Source organism: Paenibacillus mesophilus, from assembly GCF_005938385.1.
Classification (GTDB): domain Bacteria; phylum Bacillota; class Bacilli; order Paenibacillales; family NBRC-103111; genus Paenibacillus_AB; species Paenibacillus_AB mesophilus.
Map to the genome: position 1 here is coordinate 389,258 of NZ_VCRA01000003.1, position 17,263 is coordinate 406,520.

General features: G+C 55.9%; 21 protein-coding genes. 7 read left to right on the plus strand and 14 right to left on the minus strand.

Translation table 11 applies throughout. From position 1 onward, the window contains the following. Positions 1 to 20 precede the first annotated feature (20 nt). The 6 genes from rbsD to FE783_RS07080 all read right to left on the minus strand — a co-directional run bounded on the left by rbsD (position 21) and on the right by FE783_RS07080 (position 3,658). Entirely contained in the window at positions 21 to 407 is a 387-nt protein-coding gene (rbsD, locus tag FE783_RS07055; protein WP_138878631.1) for a D-ribose pyranase, read from the minus strand. Continuing rightward, the gene (locus tag FE783_RS07060; protein WP_138878632.1) at positions 404 to 619 is read right to left on the minus strand and encodes a hypothetical protein; all 216 of its coding nucleotides are present in this window, start codon (positions 617 to 619) and stop codon (positions 404 to 406) included. Before FE783_RS07060 ends, rbsD begins: the two co-directional genes overlap by 4 nt. Positions 620 to 621: 2 nt before the next feature. Next, positions 622 to 1,284: a cyclase family protein gene (locus tag FE783_RS07065; protein ID WP_138878633.1), complete on the minus strand. Its 663-nt coding sequence runs from the start codon at positions 1,282 to 1,284 to the stop codon at positions 622 to 624. Between the two features lie 16 nt (positions 1,285 to 1,300). Then, complete coding sequence (locus FE783_RS07070) at positions 1,301 to 2,095, minus strand: SDR family NAD(P)-dependent oxidoreductase (RefSeq protein ID WP_138878634.1); 795 nt, start codon at positions 2,093 to 2,095, stop codon at positions 1,301 to 1,303. A 76-nt stretch (positions 2,096 to 2,171) separates the two neighbouring features. After that, positions 2,172 to 3,335: a UxaA family hydrolase gene (locus FE783_RS07075; protein WP_138878635.1), complete on the minus strand. Its 1,164-nt coding sequence runs from the start codon at positions 3,333 to 3,335 to the stop codon at positions 2,172 to 2,174. Beyond that, positions 3,332 to 3,658 (minus strand): UxaA family hydrolase, encoded by a 327-nt coding sequence (locus FE783_RS07080; protein WP_138878636.1) that lies wholly within the window; start codon positions 3,656 to 3,658, stop codon positions 3,332 to 3,334. Before FE783_RS07080 ends, FE783_RS07075 begins: the two co-directional genes overlap by 4 nt. Before the next feature lie 263 nt (positions 3,659 to 3,921). Between FE783_RS07080 and FE783_RS07085 the strand changes: the two genes are divergently transcribed. Beyond that, positions 3,922 to 4,932 (plus strand): LacI family DNA-binding transcriptional regulator, encoded by a 1,011-nt coding sequence (locus FE783_RS07085; protein WP_138878637.1) that lies wholly within the window; start codon positions 3,922 to 3,924, stop codon positions 4,930 to 4,932. A 103-nt stretch (positions 4,933 to 5,035) separates the two neighbouring features. On the opposite strand, the gene FE783_RS07090 is transcribed toward FE783_RS07085, so the two are convergent. The 3 genes from FE783_RS07090 to FE783_RS07100 form a co-directional block, all read right to left on the minus strand. Further along, positions 5,036 to 5,614, minus strand: coding sequence for a histidine phosphatase family protein (locus FE783_RS07090; RefSeq protein ID WP_138878638.1), 579 nt, complete (start codon positions 5,612 to 5,614; stop codon positions 5,036 to 5,038). A 16-nt stretch (positions 5,615 to 5,630) separates the two neighbouring features. Then, a complete protein-coding gene (locus FE783_RS07095; protein ID WP_138878639.1) occupies positions 5,631 to 6,497 on the minus strand; it encodes a DUF695 domain-containing protein in 867 nt (288 codons plus the stop codon). 229 nt (positions 6,498 to 6,726) lie between these two features. Then, on the minus strand, positions 6,727 to 7,800 hold the full coding sequence (locus FE783_RS07100; RefSeq protein ID WP_138878640.1) for a Gfo/Idh/MocA family protein: 1,074 nt from the start codon (positions 7,798 to 7,800) through the stop codon (positions 6,727 to 6,729). Positions 7,801 to 8,076: 276 nt separating this feature from the next. Between FE783_RS07100 and FE783_RS07105 the strand changes: the two genes are divergently transcribed. The 6 genes from FE783_RS07105 (at position 8,077) to FE783_RS07130 (ending at position 13,449) form a co-directional block, all read left to right on the plus strand. Further along, positions 8,077 to 9,048: a YpdA family putative bacillithiol disulfide reductase gene (locus FE783_RS07105; RefSeq protein WP_138878641.1), complete on the plus strand. Its 972-nt coding sequence runs from the start codon at positions 8,077 to 8,079 to the stop codon at positions 9,046 to 9,048. 94 nt (positions 9,049 to 9,142) lie between these two features. Further along, positions 9,143 to 9,571 (plus strand): NUDIX hydrolase, encoded by a 429-nt coding sequence (locus FE783_RS07110; RefSeq protein WP_138878642.1) that lies wholly within the window; start codon positions 9,143 to 9,145, stop codon positions 9,569 to 9,571. Positions 9,572 to 9,715: 144 nt separating this feature from the next. Continuing rightward, positions 9,716 to 10,339, plus strand: coding sequence for a YhbD family protein (locus tag FE783_RS07115; protein WP_138878643.1), 624 nt, complete (start codon positions 9,716 to 9,718; stop codon positions 10,337 to 10,339). Between the two features lie 18 nt (positions 10,340 to 10,357). Further along, positions 10,358 to 11,095 carry a hypothetical protein gene (locus FE783_RS07120; RefSeq protein ID WP_138878644.1) on the plus strand — a complete coding sequence of 246 codons (738 nt, stop codon included), beginning with the start codon at positions 10,358 to 10,360 and terminating at the stop codon, positions 11,093 to 11,095. A 20-nt stretch (positions 11,096 to 11,115) separates the two neighbouring features. After that, positions 11,116 to 11,850 carry a bactofilin family protein gene (locus tag FE783_RS07125; protein ID WP_138878645.1) on the plus strand — a complete coding sequence of 245 codons (735 nt, stop codon included), beginning with the start codon at positions 11,116 to 11,118 and terminating at the stop codon, positions 11,848 to 11,850. Between the two features lie 42 nt (positions 11,851 to 11,892). Then, the gene (locus FE783_RS07130; protein WP_138878646.1) at positions 11,893 to 13,449 is read left to right on the plus strand and encodes an MDR family MFS transporter; all 1,557 of its coding nucleotides are present in this window, start codon (positions 11,893 to 11,895) and stop codon (positions 13,447 to 13,449) included. A 20-nt stretch (positions 13,450 to 13,469) separates the two neighbouring features. Here FE783_RS07130 and FE783_RS07135 read toward each other — a convergent pair whose 3' ends face one another. The 5 genes from FE783_RS07135 to FE783_RS07155 form a co-directional block, all read right to left on the minus strand. Next, positions 13,470 to 13,736 (minus strand): DUF7667 family protein, encoded by a 267-nt coding sequence (locus FE783_RS07135; RefSeq protein ID WP_338015829.1) that lies wholly within the window; start codon positions 13,734 to 13,736, stop codon positions 13,470 to 13,472. Between the two features lie 138 nt (positions 13,737 to 13,874). Next, positions 13,875 to 14,831, minus strand: a complete 957-nt coding sequence (locus tag FE783_RS38180) for an eCIS core domain-containing protein (RefSeq protein WP_138878647.1) — start codon at positions 14,829 to 14,831, stop codon at positions 13,875 to 13,877. Between the two features lie 118 nt (positions 14,832 to 14,949). Next, positions 14,950 to 16,410 (minus strand): PP2C family protein-serine/threonine phosphatase, encoded by a 1,461-nt coding sequence (locus FE783_RS07145; protein ID WP_138878648.1) that lies wholly within the window; start codon positions 16,408 to 16,410, stop codon positions 14,950 to 14,952. A gap of 42 nt (positions 16,411 to 16,452) precedes the next feature. Beyond that, positions 16,453 to 16,788: an STAS domain-containing protein gene (locus FE783_RS07150; RefSeq protein ID WP_138878649.1), complete on the minus strand. Its 336-nt coding sequence runs from the start codon at positions 16,786 to 16,788 to the stop codon at positions 16,453 to 16,455. Continuing rightward, the gene (locus tag FE783_RS07155; RefSeq protein WP_138878650.1) at positions 16,785 to 17,231 is read right to left on the minus strand and encodes an ATP-binding protein; all 447 of its coding nucleotides are present in this window, start codon (positions 17,229 to 17,231) and stop codon (positions 16,785 to 16,787) included. Before FE783_RS07155 ends, FE783_RS07150 begins: the two co-directional genes overlap by 4 nt. Positions 17,232 to 17,263 lie beyond the last annotated feature (32 nt).

The following is a 17,263-nucleotide window of genomic DNA, read 5'->3' on the forward strand; positions in this document are numbered from 1 at the left end:
CCAATATGTAGTTTGGTGATCTACCCCGATACAATAATAATATTCGCGTAAGGCGCGCTGTCTCCTGTTCGTATGACAGCACGGGATTCAGGACATATTTCTTTGAATCGTATGTGGGGCAGCGACGCGAACGCGATGTGAGGATACAGCGCTTGCAGCCTTTCGTATCGTTCCGGGCTCGCTTCCTTCATTTCGTCCGCCACGATGATCCGGTCGATCACGAATTCTTTGTCGATCGCGCCCAGCACGTCGAGCACCGTCGGCAAATCGTCGACAAGCGCCAAATCGAGCCGTTCCGGACCGGACGGTACGGGAAATCCCCGATCGCATACGGTCAGCATGTCCGTATGTCCCGTCTCCGCCAATATGCGGTTCAATGCGGGATGCAGAATGCCGCTCTTCTTCATTCTCCCGTTCCTCCCCCCGAAGCGGATAGCACTTGCTTGCGCTGGTCCAGCGTAATCTGCTCGCGCAAAGAAGGGAGCGGACGTTTCAAGTAGAACCGCTCCTTCCCTTCCACGGCCGTTACGCCGACAAGCTCCCAGCCTTCGGAGCCGAGCGTATTCAACTCTTCGGACCGTTCGGCAGTCCAATATTCCCATCGAGTCGTGGCCGACACGCTTATCCCTCCGTCCGGAATGCGACGACGCGTGCAGGAGCGCCGCTCGAATCCCTAATTTTGACCGGCATCGCCATGACGTGCCAGTCTCCTTCCAGAAGCGCTGGCTCGTTCAACTGCAGCCCTTCCGCAACCCATACCGGCGCACCCAGCAGGATCCGGTGCGTTTCCTCGTTCTCTTCCCCGGTGCCGCCGATGCTGAAATGGTCGATGCCGACACCCCGGATACCTCTAGACACAAGAAGCCGCGCCGCATCGTTGGACAAGTAAGGGGAGCCGTACACCCATTCCTTCGACCAGCCGCGCTTCTCGCCCCAGCCGGTGTACAGCAGCACGACCGTTTCGTCATCCATCCGGTCCGTATAAGGCTGCAAATCGTCCGCTGCGATCGGCTCGCCCTGCCTTTTATGCGATAGCGGTATATACAGCGCTTTGCCCTGAAACCGCTCTACCGGTATTCGGTCGAGCGTCAGCGCGAAATCCCCGAGATGCGCCGGAGCATCCATATGCGTTCCCGAATGCAGGTTCATCGTAATCCGCTCCAGCGTCCAGCCGTCCCGCGCCCCGACGAGCAAATAGTCCAGCTTCGGCGGCTCGAAATCCGGCAGCACCGGACAGTTGTGATACAGCTCCTGCGACAAATCGACCATTTGAACGATCCGCATCGAAACTCCCGCCTCCTTACCGTTCCATATGATCGTCCGGCTGCGCCGCTTTCACGGTCAATCCGCCGTCTACCATGAGCAGGTGGCCGTTCACCTGCATCGCTTCATCCGAAGCGAGGAACACGACGGCATCGCCGATCTGCCGGGCCGTGCCGAGGCGTTTCATCGGATTCGCCTCCACTTCTTTCCGGCGCAGCTCCGGATCGGCCAAAAAGTCGGTGCACATATCGGTGTCGACAGTGCTCGGACCGACGGCGTTCACATTGATGTTGTATTTGCCGAGCTCGATCGCCATCCCTTTGGTCAGCATATGGGCGGCCGCCTTCGATGATTGGTAATGCGGTATAACGGGGCTCGTCACCATTAGGCTTGCCGTCGACAGCACGTTGACGATTTTGCCGTAACGCCGCTCGGTCATGCCGGCCGCAGCGCGCTGCGAGCACAGAAAGATCGATTTCACGTTCGTATTGTACGTACGGTCCCACGTTTCTTCTTTTATTTTCAGAAAAGGCTCGAACGGGGCAATTCCCGCGTTATTGACCAATATGTCCACCGGTCCGAGCTCCTGCTCCACCTGCTCGAACATCGCTTCCACCTGCGCCTTGCTGCCGACGTCCGCACGGACGACGACCGCTTTCACGCCAAGCGCCTCGGCTTGCTCCTTCACTTTGTCCGCAAGCTCCCGCGACTTCTCCGACGTGTAATTGATCGCGACGTTCGCGCCTTCCTCCGCGAGACGAATGACGATCGCTTCCCCGATCCCCCGGCTTCCTCCCGTAACGAGAGCTACCCGGTTTGACAACCGTGCCATTTCTCTTCCTCCCTTTATTTATCCGGTGAATAACCCTGCTCCGGGTGTGAAATCGGCTTCCGGCACCATTCCGCCGTTACAAGCTCGGTCCGATCCGGTTGATGCTGAATTCCGTGTGTCCCAATATTTCCGCCTTCGTCAGCTTGCCGTCGCTTACCTCGCGGATTTCTTGCCATATAATCTCGCTTGCATCTTCCAAGGAGAGCGTACCGGACAGCATATCGCTTACGTCGACGTCCATATTGTCCGTCATGCGTTCGAACATTTTTTTGTTGCCCGTTATTTTGATGACCGGAATAACTGCCGATCCCGTCGGTGTTCCCCGGCCGGTCGTGAAGCAGACGAGGTGCGCTCCGCCCGCCGCCATGCCGGATACGCATTCGATGTCGTTGCCGGGGGAATCCATGAAGTAGAGTCCTGTCGCCGGTATCGTCTCCGCATATTCGATAATCCCTTCGATCGGGGCGGTCCCGCATTTGGATATGCAGCCGAGCGATTTCTCCTCGATCGTGGACAAGCCTCCCGCGATATTGCCGGGACTCGGGTTGCCGCCGCGCATATCCGCTCCCATGCGTTCGACTTCCTTCTCGAACCGGTCGACGATATGATATAACTGCTCGGATATTTCCGGCGTACGGCACCGGCCGGCCAGTACGTGCTCCGCGCCGATAATCTCGGTCGTTTCGCCGATGACTACCGTCCCGCCGGCTCGAATGAGACTGTCCGCGGCCGCGCCGAGCGCAGGATTGGAAGCAAGACCCGACGTAGCGTCGGAGCCTCCGCACTTCACGCCTATTTTCAGTTCGCTGAAAGGAATTGCCGTCTTCTCCATCCCATCCAGCTGCGCCCGCATGCGTCTGGCCAATTCCGTTCCGTGCTGGATCGCTTTCACGGAACCGCCGATGGATTGAATATCGAACACTTCGATGAGTTTACCGGTAACCTTTATCGCTTCTGCAAGCGCTTCCGGATCAATCACCTCGCAGCCGAGGCTGATGATGATGACGCCCCCGACGTTCGGATTTTTGCCCGTGCCGGCCAGCACGTCGAACGTCCTCTGCTTGTCGGCGCCGATCTGGCTGCAGCCGTGCTGATGCGGGATCGCCACCGTGTCCGGGACGAGCTGGGTAATCCGGCTGCATACCTGGTTCGCGCATATGACGGTCGGAATAATCAACAAATGATTGCGGATGCCGATATCCCCGTTCGGTCGGCGGTATCCGAGAAATGTGCCGCTCATGACGCATTCGCTCCCTTCGCTTTGTCTCCGCGTCCGCGGATTCCTTCGATATTGTGCACGTGCACGTGGTGTCCTGTTGCTATGGCGACAGTCGACTGTCCGATGACTTCCCCGTATTTGCGGACATGCTCGCCTTCGGGAATGTCGATAATGGCGATTTTATGACCGAACGGGATCGGCTCGGCCGCCGTCACCGTCTCCCGTTTCCCTTGCACGACGTACTGAATCGTTTCCCCTGCCGCGATATCGCGAATCGCGGTAGCTACATGGTCCGCGGCGTCCATAACGAGAACGTCCGCTCCCGCTTCGATTTTACCAGCCATACTCCCACTCCTTTTTCCTGTAAAAGGATTAAGTTTACCGATAACCCTAACATAACAAGCTTTTTTGTTGCTGTCAATCGTTTTGTTCCTGTACAATAGGCTATATCCAATATTCCCCCACAAAGTGAAGATATGCTCGGCGGAAGACGCTGATACCTTTGTGTATCCATTACTATCGTTAAGAAAAACGTCTAATCGAAGCCTTTTCGTCCCCAAGGTCCGAAAATTTATAAATTCTATAACGTTAAGAAAGAAGGCCTACGTTGGTTACCATTTACGATATAGCGAAGCAAGCGAACGTATCCGCCATGACCGTCTCGAAGGTCATTAACAATACGGGGAAAATAAGCGAGAAGACGCGCCTGCGCGTCAAAAAAATTATGGAAGAAATGAACTACGTGCCGAATTCGATGGCGCGCAGTCTCGTTCTGCAGGAAACGAAGATGCTCTCGCTGCTCATACCGGACATCACGAATCCGTTCTTTACGACCGTAGCGCGCGGAGCGGAGGATGCGGCGATGCGTCTCGGCTACAAGCTGCTGTTCGGCAACAGCGACGAAAGCTTGGCGAAGGAAAAAGAATACGTCGACATGGTGCTGTCGACACGGGTGGACGGGGTGCTGTTCTCGGCCGCCTCCGATTTGTCCGGGCCTCATCTGCAGACGCTGCGCAAGCATCGCATTCCATTCGTGCTGCTGGACCGTTCTGTTCCCGGCATCGAAAGCGACATCGTCAGCGGGGACAGCAAGGAGGGCGCCAAGAAGCTCGTCGAGCATTTGATCCGGCAAGGCCACCGCCGGATCGCCGTCGTGAACGGTTCGCTGACCGTCTCGACCGCCCGCGAAAGGCTTGCCGGATACCGGGAAGCGCTGAAGCTGAACGATATCCCCGAGGACGAAGCGCTCATACTGGAGATGAACTACAAGCAGTTTGCGGACGAGGAGGCGCTGCGTCGTCTGCTCGACTTGCCCGAGCCGCCTACGGCGGTGTTTGCGGGCAACAACTTTATTGCCGTCGGCATTATCCGCAAGCTGCTCGACTGGGGGATCCGGGTGCCGGGACAAATATCCGTCGTCTGCTTCGACGATCTCGGCGCGTCGGTAATCGACCCGTTCTTTACGGTCGTATCGCAGCCCGCCTACCAGTTCGGCGCGATGGGCATCCAGCTGCTGATCGACCGGATCAAGGGAGTGACGACTCCCGAATGGAAACGGGTCGTGCTTCCATCGGAGCTGATCGTGCGAAGTTCTTCGGCTGCGCCGAGACAGGCGTAGGAACTTTAACGGAATAACGTACTCAGTCAGGCCGGTAATTCCGTTAAAGTTCCTTAGTCGTTAAAGGCCGATCGGTTCGCGCGGTCAGCCCCCGGACTCCGTATTAGTCCTGCAAATGCTTCGTACAGTTGAACAATTCGCACTCCCACCGGCCTTCTTCCGTTCTTCGCAGAAGGGTTACCGACGTATTGCCGATAAACCCGGTCGTTTCGAACTGCGGGACGAGCCGTTTGAAGGCAAGCCCGATCAATCCGCCATGGCTCACGATCAGAACGCGCTTGCCCGGATGGCGGTCGGCGATTTCATGAATCGCCTGCACCCCGCGATCGGCGACGGCTTCCCGCGGCTCTCCGCCCAGATCGAGGTCGCGCCAGTTGTCTCCCCACCGGGTTACCCGTTCCGCTTCGGTCGTTCCTTCGATTTCTCCGAGAAACACTTCCCTCAGCCGGGTGTCTGTCACTATTTCCAATCCTCGGCTTTCGGCGGCATTCCGGGCCGTCTCCATCGCGCGGCCCAGGTCGCTGCTGTATACAAAATCCCACGCCTCGGCGCTCGTGCGTACGCCGAGCCGCTCCGCCTGCCGTCTTCCTTCTTCATTCAAAGGGATATCCGTATGCCCTTGGGCTCTCATCTGCTCGTTCCAATCCGTAACCCCGTGTCTAATCAAACCGATTACCGTCAACGCATTTCCACCGCTTTCAAATGTATTTGGCCATAAGGAGCGGAACGGCGATCAGTACCGCCGCAAGCAGCAGCAGACCGGCGAGGGCTATCCGCCTTCCGCTCATTCCGTTTCTCAGCTTGCGCCACAGCTTCTGACGAAGGTCCGTCCCCCAGCCTTCATATTTGCCTGCGAACGTATTGGTCAGATCGTACAGCTCTTTGACGGAATCGTTCATCGCGTCAACGCCGAGCGAATGTTTTTTGCTGATGATTAAAGTATGCTGGTACGTCGGCTTATCCGCATCCAGGTCGGAATTGACTACGCTGTATCCGAGACGCTTCGCAGAGTCGGCCGCATTGCGCATATTTTCGCTGCTGCCGAACCTGAGCCAGTGGAATACGTCGCGGGCGATGTCCAGCCGGTCTCCCTTTTGCGAGAGCGACTGGAGCAAGATGTTGTTTTTCGCATACAGCTTCTCGATTTCGTTCGGTCTCAAATAGGCGTAGAACGTCCAATCCGCATCGTCTCGTTCCGACGCAATCCATCTGTATGTCGGATAGGCTTCCAAGACGCTTTCCGCCAGCCGCCGGTGCGGCTCGCCTCCCGGCTTGGCATAATAGTAAAACTCCAATCGCGTTTCCGTATTGATCCGGCCGATGTATACCGCTTGCAGACGTTCGGAAAAAAGGGCGTCCAGACGCCGCTCCAACAAGCCCAGCCTCGATTGGGCGTTTTCCCGTTCCTTTTTGTCCGAGGCGATCGCGTACAAGTTGACGACGACGGAAAGAAGGCGTGAGAAGCCCGGGAGCGGCGCTGTGCCGGAATAGGAAGCATCGACGAGTACGCTCATATGCTCCTGCCGTTCGGTCGTACGATGAAAGTAATCCCACTGCTTCCCCATTCGTTCATCCCCTGCCAGCGTCCGGAAACCGAAACATTCCGATAAAATAACGACTATCGTCGAGAACTCGCACTTCACTTTAACACTTTAGCGAAGCCAAGCTTGTCGAATCCATAAAATAATTTTACGCCGGGCCGCTCTTCCCTGTAAATAGCCAAAAAAAATGCAACCCCCGAGGTCCGGGAATTGCAAGCGGTAAACGTTACCGGTTAATCATGTGCGGATCTGCCTATTCTACCCGGACCGCGTCACGCTGGGCGATCAGACAAAGCTCCGCCGCTTTGAAGGCATGCGCTTGCGTCATCGCGATCTCGGTTCTATTCATGCAATCGAGGATGAGCTCGCCGAAGAACGGGTATCCGATTTGGCCGTGCACGGCGAAATGCTTCTCGCCCTCATGGTTGACGAGATACAGATGATCGCCTTCCTTCGTGCGGGCGATGTCGATATATTTGCGCAGCTCGATATACCCGTCCGTGCCCAGAATGATCGTCCGTCCGTCGCCCCATGTGCCGAGTCCGTCCGGAGTCAGCCAGTCTACGCGGAAATAGTTCGTCGCGCCGTTGTTGCCGATCAGCGTAGCGTCACCGTAATCTTCCAGCTCGGGGTATTGTTTGTTTTTATAGTTGGCGACTTTGCTGTGTACGACTTTGGCATCCGTGCACCCGGAGAAATATAAAAATTGCTCGATCTGATGGCTGCCGATATCGCACAAAATGCCGCCGTAATTGTCCTTGCGGAAAAACCAGTCCGGCCGCGACGGCGCGTTCAACCGGTGCGGCCCGGTGCCGATCACCTGCACGACCCGTCCGATCGCGCCTTCCTTGATCAGCCGGCCGGCATAGACGGCGCTCTCCACATGAAGCCGCTCGCTGTAATAAACCATATACTTCAGCCCCGTACGGCTCGTCATCTCACGGGCCGCGGCCAGCTGCTCCAAGCTTGTGAACGGAGTTTTATCGGTGAAGTAATCTTTGCCGTTCTCCATGGCGCGCAGTCCAAGGGCGCAGCGCTCCGACGGAACGGCCGCCGCCGCGATCAACCGGACCTCCGGGTCCTCCAGTACTTGCCTCTCCGATTCGGCTACCTGCACTTGCGGAAATTTGGCCCGAAACGCCTCCACCTTGGCCGGATCCCGGTCGTATACCCATTTCAGCGTCGCCCCGGCTCTCGTCAAGCCGTTGCACATTCCGTAAATATGACCGTGGTCGAGCGCGATCGCTGCGAACGTAAATTGACCCGGCTCGCACACCGGCTGCGGTTTTCCTTCCGGCGCATAATTCATGCCGTCGCTTTTTTGCATGGGGCTCTCCTCCTAAAAGTTTTGCGCAGCAAAACTAACTTCGTAAGCATTGACTACTGGCTTTCATTGCGAAAGCTCTTGGCGTCTACATGTCATTTCCCATGCTACCACGATTCGGAAGGAATGTCTTTATCGTGATTGAACAAACCGTCCGACGCATTTAACTGTGGTTGGTGTAAGCAGGTCGTCCTCCGCCGCGGCGAAAATCGTTTCCATCCGGCGGTTGTGGTACAATAGAGGGAAAATTAACGTCAATCGGCGGGAGGCCACACTACCATGGAACAGGTCATCATCGTCGGCGCAGGCCCGTGCGGCTTGTCCGCCGCGCTCGAGCTGCAAAACGTCGGCATCGATCCGCTCGTCATCGAGAAGCAATCGATCGTGCATTCGATTTACTTATACCCCACGTACATGCAATTTTTCAGCACGCCGGAGCTGCTCGAGATCGGCGGCTATCCGTTTACGACACCGAATGAAAAGCCGACTCGCGCGGAGGCGCTCCATTATTACCGGACAGTTGCGATGCGGCGCGGCATCCGGATTCGCTCCTATGAACAGGTGACGTCCATCGATAAGGGCGAAGATGCATTCCGCGTAACGAGCCAAAACCGTACGGGACAGATCGGACATTATGAAGCTAAAAATGTCATACTGGCGACGGGATATTTCGATCATCCGAACATGATCGGCATCCCCGGCGAACATCTGTCCAAAGTGAGCCACTTTTTCCGCGAGGCCCATCCGTATACCGGAATGAAGGTCGCCATCATCGGAGGCAACAATTCCGCCGTAGATGCGGCTATGGAGCTTGTCCGCGTCGGCGCGGAAGTGACCGTCGTATACCGGGGCGATGCGATGTCGCCGAGCGTGAAGCCGTGGGTTCGTCCCCTCTTCGATAGCCTCGTCAACAAAGGACGGGTACGGATGCTTTTCCGTTCGCGGGTTGTCGGTATCGGGGAGACGCACATCACGATCGAAAGCGACAATGGCACGGAAACGGTGGACAATGATTTCGTGCTCGCGCTGACCGGCTTCCGGCCGGACCGGGAGTTTCTGAAGTCGGCGGGAGTGAGGATGGAAGGCGAAGCGGAGAAACCGTATTTCGATCCCGCCACAATGGAAACGGACGTGAAGGGTCTGTTTTTGGCCGGGGTAATCGCGGCCGGTGCCGAGGCGAACGAAATCTTTATCGAAACCGGGCGTCACCACGGAGCCTTGATCGCGCAGCGGATAGCGGCCGAGATCTAGTCGACGGCACTTCGTCGGCAGACCGGCTGTTATTTTGAGCTTGGGCAATGACCGTTCGCAATAATCCGTATACGTTGGAGGAGCATGTATCGCTATGAAACGAGTAGACGTGGCCTGCACGCTAATTTTTGATCCGTCCAAACAAAACATCGTCATGGTACATAACCGGAAAGGCGGCTCGAGCTATTGGTCGCTTCCCGGCGGAGCGGTGGAAGCCGGCGAGACGCTGGAGCAAGCCGCGATCCGCGAGACGAAGGAAGAATCGGGCTTGGACGTGAAGATAGGCGGAATTCATTCGGTTCAGGAAATATTTTTCGCGGATGCCGGTCATCACGCCCTCCTTTTTACGTTTTATGCTTCCGCTATCGGCGGTCAATTTGAAATAGCGGACCCCGACGGGGACATTACCGATGTACGCTGGATGAGTGTCCAAGAAGCCAGCGCCTTGATCCCGAATTTACCCGGTGATATTACAGCCGACGATAACCGAGCCGCTCCTTATTACTTTCAAGGAAGGCGATAAAACGATCGGGCCTACAGCATTTGCCGAAACGACTTTTTGTTTTGGCGGATGCTTTTTTTTCGCAGGCTCGGAGGTTTGTTACGCGGCTCTATTTACAAACGTAACAATGTTATGTTACACTCGTTTTCGTTAGGAGGTGCAGAAGTGGAACAAGAACTTATATCCAAGAAAGAACTGCTGGAGCTGACGGGAATATCGTACGGACAATTGTACAGATGGAAACGGAAGCAGCTGATCCCCGAGGATTGGTTCGTCCGCAAATCGACATTTACCGGCCAGGAAACGTTTTTCCCCAAGCAAAGCATATTGGCCCGGATCGACAAAATTAAAAATATGAAGGACGATTTGTCACTGGACGAACTGGCCGACGTCTTCTCCCCCTTTGCAGACGGGCTGTCGATGACGAAGCACGAGCTGTTGGAACGCAACATTGTTTCGAAGACCTCGCTCGAGCTGCACGGACAACTGTTCCCGGACGGTCCCATCCTTCCTTTCGGACGGATCTTGTACGCGTATATGCTCGACAAGCTGCTTCAAGCGGGTGAAATCAGCCTCGACGAAGGCAAAATGATGCTGCAGACGATCAAAGATAATGAAGCGAAGTTCGAGAACAAAAACTGGAGCATCGTCTTCCTCCGCAAGATGGGGGTTTCCTCGTGTCTGATGATCGTGGCGGCCGACGACTACGCTTTCGATGCAGGAACGAAATTAGTTGCGCGGATGAGCATTGCGGCCGGCAGCGAGGAATTAAAGCTGAAAATGAGTTGAAGAAAGGAGAAGGACAGGATGACGGAAGCTCGGCAAAATTTAACCGTCACGGGCTCTGGCGGGTCCGGCGGCGGACTGTATAAAAACGTGAAGGTGAACGGAGAAGCCCAGTTCAACGGTGATATCGACTGCTTGGGATTCCGCTGCAACGGTACCGCCAAAGTGTACGGCTCGCTCAAGGGGACATCGTGCACGATTAACGGGACGCTGGACGTTGCAGGCGATCTCGATACGGGCATGACCAAGGTGCACGGCAAAATGGATGTCGATGGCAATATGAAAGCGCGGGAAATCAAATCGTTCGGCGAGACGAACGTGCGCGGCAATGTCGCCGGCGAAGAAGTCGGACTGGAAGGATATTTCAACATCAACGGACATTGCGAGGCGGAGCAGCTGCGGATTAAAGGCATATTCCGGATCGGCGGCCTGGTCAATGCCGGCTCGGTCGATTTCGCCCTGCACAGCCGCTGCGAGGTGAAGGAAATCGGCGGAGAACGGATCCAAATACGCCGCGCCGAAGGAAACGTGCTGAAGAAGCTGTTCGGCTCGCTGTTCCTTCCAGCCGATTTCTACGAAGGCACGCTGTCGGCCGACACGATCGAAGGCGACGAAATCTATGTCGAGCATACGAATGCGCACGTAATCCGCGGTGCAAGCGTAGTCGTCGGACCGGGCTGCCGGATCGGGCGAATCGAATATACGGACCGTTTCGAGAACGATGCGGGCTCGACGGTCGAGCATTACGAACGAGTATAACTATTCGGGAGCGATTGACTATGAACACGAATATACGCAGAGATTTGAACATATCCGGAGTGCTCGGCGGCTGTGCGGGAGGAATGTTCAAAAACATTTCGATTAACGGGCACGGCACCGTTAACGGAGATTTGGACTGTATCGGCTTCGTCTGCAACGGGAAAGCGACCGTCCGCGGCAAGGTCAAGGCCGAAAGCGTCGAGGTGAACGGTTCCGCCTCGTTCGGAGGCGAGATGAACAGCGGCAAAGTAAGGGTCAACGGCAAATCCGAAATCGAGGGTCCGCTGGCCGCCAAACATTTCCGTATCGACGGCCATACGAAGATCGGCGGCAATATGACGGGTGAAGAGGTCGAAATCAACGGCTCCTTTACGGTAAAAGGCAACTGCGACGCCGAACAGTTCCGCTCCCGGGGCAGCTTCCGGATCGACGGCTTGCTGAACGCCGGCACGATCGAAATCGATCTGTACGCCGAATGCCGCGCCAAAGAAATCGGCGGCGAATCGATCACGGTACGGAAATCCGGCTTCGACAGCCCGATCGAGAAACTGATGAAAGCTATCATTTTTCCGAAGGATGAATTGCTTGCGGATACGATCGAGGGCGATGAGGTGCGGCTGGAGTACACGACCGCCAAAATCGTACGAGGCACGAACGTCACAATCGGTCCGGGGTGTCATATCGGGTTAGTCGAATACACGGGCGTTTACAAAAGGGACAAAGACGCGGTCGTTTCGGAAAGTCGGCACATCTAACGCGGCGCAAGCGAAAGCTAATAATCGAAGGAGGAGCTTCTTATGTCCACAACGGGCAACAAAAGCAATTTGGCGATTGTCGTAGCCGGGCTGTTGATCGGAATACTCGTCTCGGCAATGGACAATACGATCGTGGCGACCGCGATGGGTTCGATCGTCGGGGAACTGGGCGGGTTGGACAAATTTATTTGGGTCACTTCCGCCTATATGGTCGCCGAAATGGCCGGTATGCCGATATTCGGCAAACTGTCCGACATGTACGGCCGGAAACGGTTTTTCATCTTCGGCCTTGTCGTATTTTTATTAGGCTCTATCTTGTGCGGCACGGCGCAAAATATCGTGCAGCTGAGCATTTATAGGGCCATTCAAGGAATCGGCGGAGGCGCGCTCGTTCCGATCGCCTTCACGATTATGTTCGACGTTATTCCGCCCGAGAAACGAGGAGGAATGGGCGGACTGTTCGGAGCGGTATTCGGCTTGTCCAGCATATTCGGGCCGCTGCTCGGCGCCTATGTGACGGATTATATCGACTGGCGCTGGGTGTTCTACATCAATTTGCCTTTGGGTATACTGGCTTTCATCTTCGTGGCGTTTTTCTACAAAGAATCGGTTCGGCATGCCAAGCAGCAGGTGGACTGGGCCGGAGCGGCTACGCTTGTCGGCGCGATCATATGCCTGATGTTCGCCCTGGAGCTCGGCGGCCAGAAGTTCGCCTGGAATTCGGCAATGATTATAGGCTTGTTCGCCGCATTCGCCGTCCTGTTCGTTTCGTTCCTGCTCATCGAGAAAAAAGCTTCCGAACCGATCATTTCGTACGAAATGTTCAAAATAAGGCTGTATGCGTCCAGCTGTCTGATCGGCGTCTTCTCCGGAGCTTCCTTTATCGTCGCCACCGTGTACATTCCCATCTTCATTCAAGGCGTGCAAGGCGGTACGGCCACCAACTCCGGTCTGCTTCTGCTGCCGATGATGCTCGGCACTGTAGTAGCGAGCCAAATCGGAGCCATGTCCGCCATGAAAACGGCTTACCGCAACGTTATGTTCGTCTCCGGAATCGTCCTTGTTGCCGGAATCGGCCTTTTGACCACACTGTCGATGGATACTTCCAGATTTACAGTCACGATGTTCATGATCGTTGCCGGCCTCGGCGTCGGCGCTTCCTTCTCGGTACTCGGCATGTCCGCCATCCACCATTTCGATGAGACGAAGCGCGGCGCGGCCAACTCGACAATCGCCTTCCTCCGCTCGCTGGGCATGACGATCGGGATTACGATATTCGGCATCATTCAACGGAACCAATTTACAGATTCGCTCTCTTCGTTGTTCGGCACGAATGGCGGCGGTTCGAATGCCCATGTGCCAATGCCTTCCGCCGAAATGCTGAAAGATCCGCGGGCGATTTTGTCCCCGGAGGCGCGTGCGGCCATCCCTGCCGATATTTTGCATCAAATAACGGATGCGCTGTCCTCTTCGATCGCCGCAACGTTCGTTTGGACGCTCATTCCCGCGGTGTTGTCTCTTCTGTTTGTATTTTACATGAGCAAGGAGCGTCTGATCGTTCCGGCTCGTGGTGCGAAGCGGGCACAATCGGACGCCTAAAGCTTACATGCCGCAGTTTTTTAGACCGGACCCTGGTGGTCGGGTCTTTTGGCTTGCCACGGAAATCCATCGATCAGACGGCATATTTCGTGCTGCCATTCCGTGTCGCGCGTCATCGAAGCGAGCAAGGAAGCATTCTCGAGCCCGGCCATCTCCCAGCACAGCTTCGCGTTGACTTGAAGGCACTGGTCCAGCTCCGTCTGCTCCTCCTGTGTCAATTTGCGTTTCCGGGATATCGTCCACAGCTCGGCCATTCGCCGGTGCGCGGGATGTATCGTCATCGTCATATTCGTCCCCCCAACTTACTAGGCATTGTTTCCAAAATCGGGACGATTCAAAGCCCGGTCGGCGCAAATTTCAGCATTTCTCGAAGGAACGACAAAAAACCCCGCCATATCGGCGAGGATTCGGTCAAGCAGCTCGTATTAGTGTTCGGCCGGAACATTGCCGCCCCGTTGCTGAACGACGTGCGTAAGCTCATGGCCGAGCAGCTCTTGGCCTTGGCGGCTTCCCGGATTGTATTGGCCTTGGCGGAAAAAAATATCACTGCCGGTCGTAAAGGCCGATGCCCCGATCGATTGGGCCATTTGATCCGCCTTCGCATCGGTATGGACGTTTACGTCCGAGAATCCGGTGTCGAACGCCGACTCCATCTTCGCTTGCACGTGAGTATCCATAGGCGAGCCGTTCCCGCGGCTTTGTTCGATTTGCTGCTCTAGCGAGGCGTCCGCATCGAAGCCTTCCTCGGATCGTTTCATCTGCAGCTCCTCCGACTCATCCTCCATCTCGATCTCGTCGCGCTGGATTCCTTCCGGTGCACGCTTCATCTGCAGCTCCTCCGACTCATCCTCCATCTCGATCTCGTCGCGCTGGATTCCTTCCGGTGCCCGCTTCATCTGCAGCTCTTCCGATTCATCCTCCATCTCGATCTCATCGCGCTGGATTCCTTCCGGCGCACGCTTCATCTGCAGCTCTTCCGACTCATCCTCCATCTCGATCTCATCGCGCTGGATTCCTTCCGGTGCCCGCTTCATCTGCAGCTCTTCCGACTCATCCTCCATCTCGATCTCATCGCGCTGGACCGATTGTCCGCCATCCGGAGAGGAAGAGATTTTGTCCGCAACCATTTTGCCGACTTGATCGGCCTCCTGCTCATAGGCGTCGCCGGCCGGTCCGACCGTCAGCTTCGCTTGCACCCCTGCAGGCAGCATGGCGCCTTGGGCCGCCGACAGCATGCTTCCGATCGCCTTATTCCCGAGCGAACGCTGAAGCTGCATGACCGGATGGGCTTCCGCGGTATTAGACTGCTTCGAGTTTGTCTTCGCCTTGCTTGTCAATTCGCCGTCCGGACGTCTATGGATGCTTGTATGGCGGGTAGTCAATGGAAACGACCTCCTTTATGGATAAGGAACTTTAACGGAATAACGTTTCTGTTCTTTGCCTATTATCCTGAATATACCATATTTAGGTCCCTCGCCGAGGGAATATTTTGCGGATTTTTTATTTTTTTTCGACGGTCATGACCGCAATGTCGTCCGACTGCATCGCCCCCTGCGCGAACCGGTCCACATCCTCGACGATTTGACGGATCATATCCGGCCCCGATGCAGAGCGCGCGCTTTCCAGCACGTTTTGCAGCATCCCCGAGCCGTATTGGCGTTTGGCTCCGTCCTCCGCTTCGGTAATTCCGTCCGTGTATAGTACGATTCGGTCTCCCGACTTCAGCAATGTGCCGTGATTGGAATAAAACGTATCGTCCATAACGCCTAGCGGCAAGCTTTTTTTGCCGAGCAGCGGTTCGACACCGCCTTCGCGCCTCAACACATAGGGAGTACAGTGCCCTCCGTCGCTGAATTCGAGCTTCCCGGTAGCCGCATCGAGCACGCCGCAAAAAATGGTCGCGAACATCGTGGAATCGTCCTTGTACAGCTCGCGGTTTACTTCCGTCAGCAGCTCTCCGGGCGTCATGCCTCGGGACATGCGGCCTTTGATCAGCGTCATGATCATGGCCATATAGAGTGCTGCCGGAATGCCTTTGTCGGAAACGTCGCCAAGCGCGAAAAACAATTCGTTCTCTCCGACCAGGAAATAGTCGTAAAAATCTCCGCCCACTTCCCGGGCAGGCCGCAGCATAGCGTTCACCTCGGCCGGAAAACGAGCCGCAGTCTGCACCCCGTTCTCATTGTGTTCAACCACTCCGGCATCGGCCGAATCCGGATCATTCGGCTCATGCCACATCGCGGAAGCCGCCCTGCGCGGGGAAAGCTCCTTCGGCAAAAATCCCATCTGAATCCGCTGGGCGATTCTAAGCTCGCTCTCCATGCGTTCTTTGACCGCCACCGTATTTTTCAAAGCTTCGAACGATTTCTCAAGTGCATCGACAAGCATGGCGTTTTCCAAGGATACCGCGGTCGGCGCCGCGATCGACTCGAGCAATCGGACGTCGCGGTCCGTAAAAGGTTTGCCGTTCCGCTTATTCAGCACCTGAAGGACGCCGATGATCGATCCTTTGCTGAAGATCGGCACGCATAACAGGTTGCGCGTCGCATAATCGACCCGGTTGGCTACCTTGGACGACCATCTGGGATCTTGCGCCGCATCGTCGATTTTTAACGGCTGTCCGTTCTCGGCCACCCATCCGGCGATCCCTTCCCCCATCTTCAAGCGGATCTCGCGCACTTCCTCTCCTTTCACGCCGGTCGCCAACTCGAAATACAAGTCGCCCGTCTCCGGATCGACGAGAATGACCGAGGAAGCTTCCGCATTCATGACGCGGGCGCTCGTATCCATAATCCGCTGTAACAGATCCTGCTTCCGGATCGTCGAATTGATCTCGAGACTCACCTCGAACAACTGCATCGTGCGCCGAAGCTCCCTGTCGAGTGCCCGACGCCTCCATTCGCTCCAGCCCCACCCGGCTATCGCCAAGGCGGCCAGCAGCGCAAAAGGGAGTGCGATCATCGTGAACTCCCCCTCCCCGTCTCCGATCGATTCGGATCGATATCAGCGAGCGGCCTGAACCGCTTCAGACTCGGTGGCGCATATTGTAAATATGGTGCTGAATCCCGACATGTCGAACACTTCCTTAACATGCTCGTTCATATGAGCCAGAGCCAGCCTGCCTTGGACCGATTTCACTTTTTTGGCCGCGAGCAGCAGGCTGCGCAGCCCGGCGCTGCTTACATACTCGAGCGACGATAAATTGAATACGAACCGGGTCGACCCTTGTTCCAGCAGTCTCAGAAAATCCGACTCCAAATTTCCGGACGTGTTCCCGTCCAGCCTTCCGCCGATCGAAAGGACGGTGATGCCGTCCTGCACTTTATGTTCGATATTCATCCTGTTTGTTCCTCCTCCGGCTCCTGGTGCCGGTTAATCGTTAACCGCAGTATGTTCCTTTTTCCCTGCCGCTCGTAGACGGCTTTGTTCGTCAACGTTTTGACGAAATGGATGCCGAGCCCCCCGATTTTCCGTTCATCGATGCCGGCGTTCAAATCCGGCTCCTGCTTATTCAGCGGATTAAAGGCGGCTCCGTCGTCTGTAATGGAAATTTCCAAGCATTCGGGAGTATGGGATAAAATGATTTCGATGCGGGAGGCGACTTCCGCGTTCTCGTCATATCCGTATGAAATGATATTCGTTACAAGTTCATCGCAAATCAGATTCAGCCTGTATAGCAGGCGTTCGTCGAAGCAGAACGTTCTGGCCGATTCTTCCAAGAACAGCCGCATCGTCTCCAGCTCCCGAAGCTCGTTGCGCAGCTTCAAGCTTTTGATCGTCATCGTACTCCTCCTCCGCCGAAATAAGCTTCATA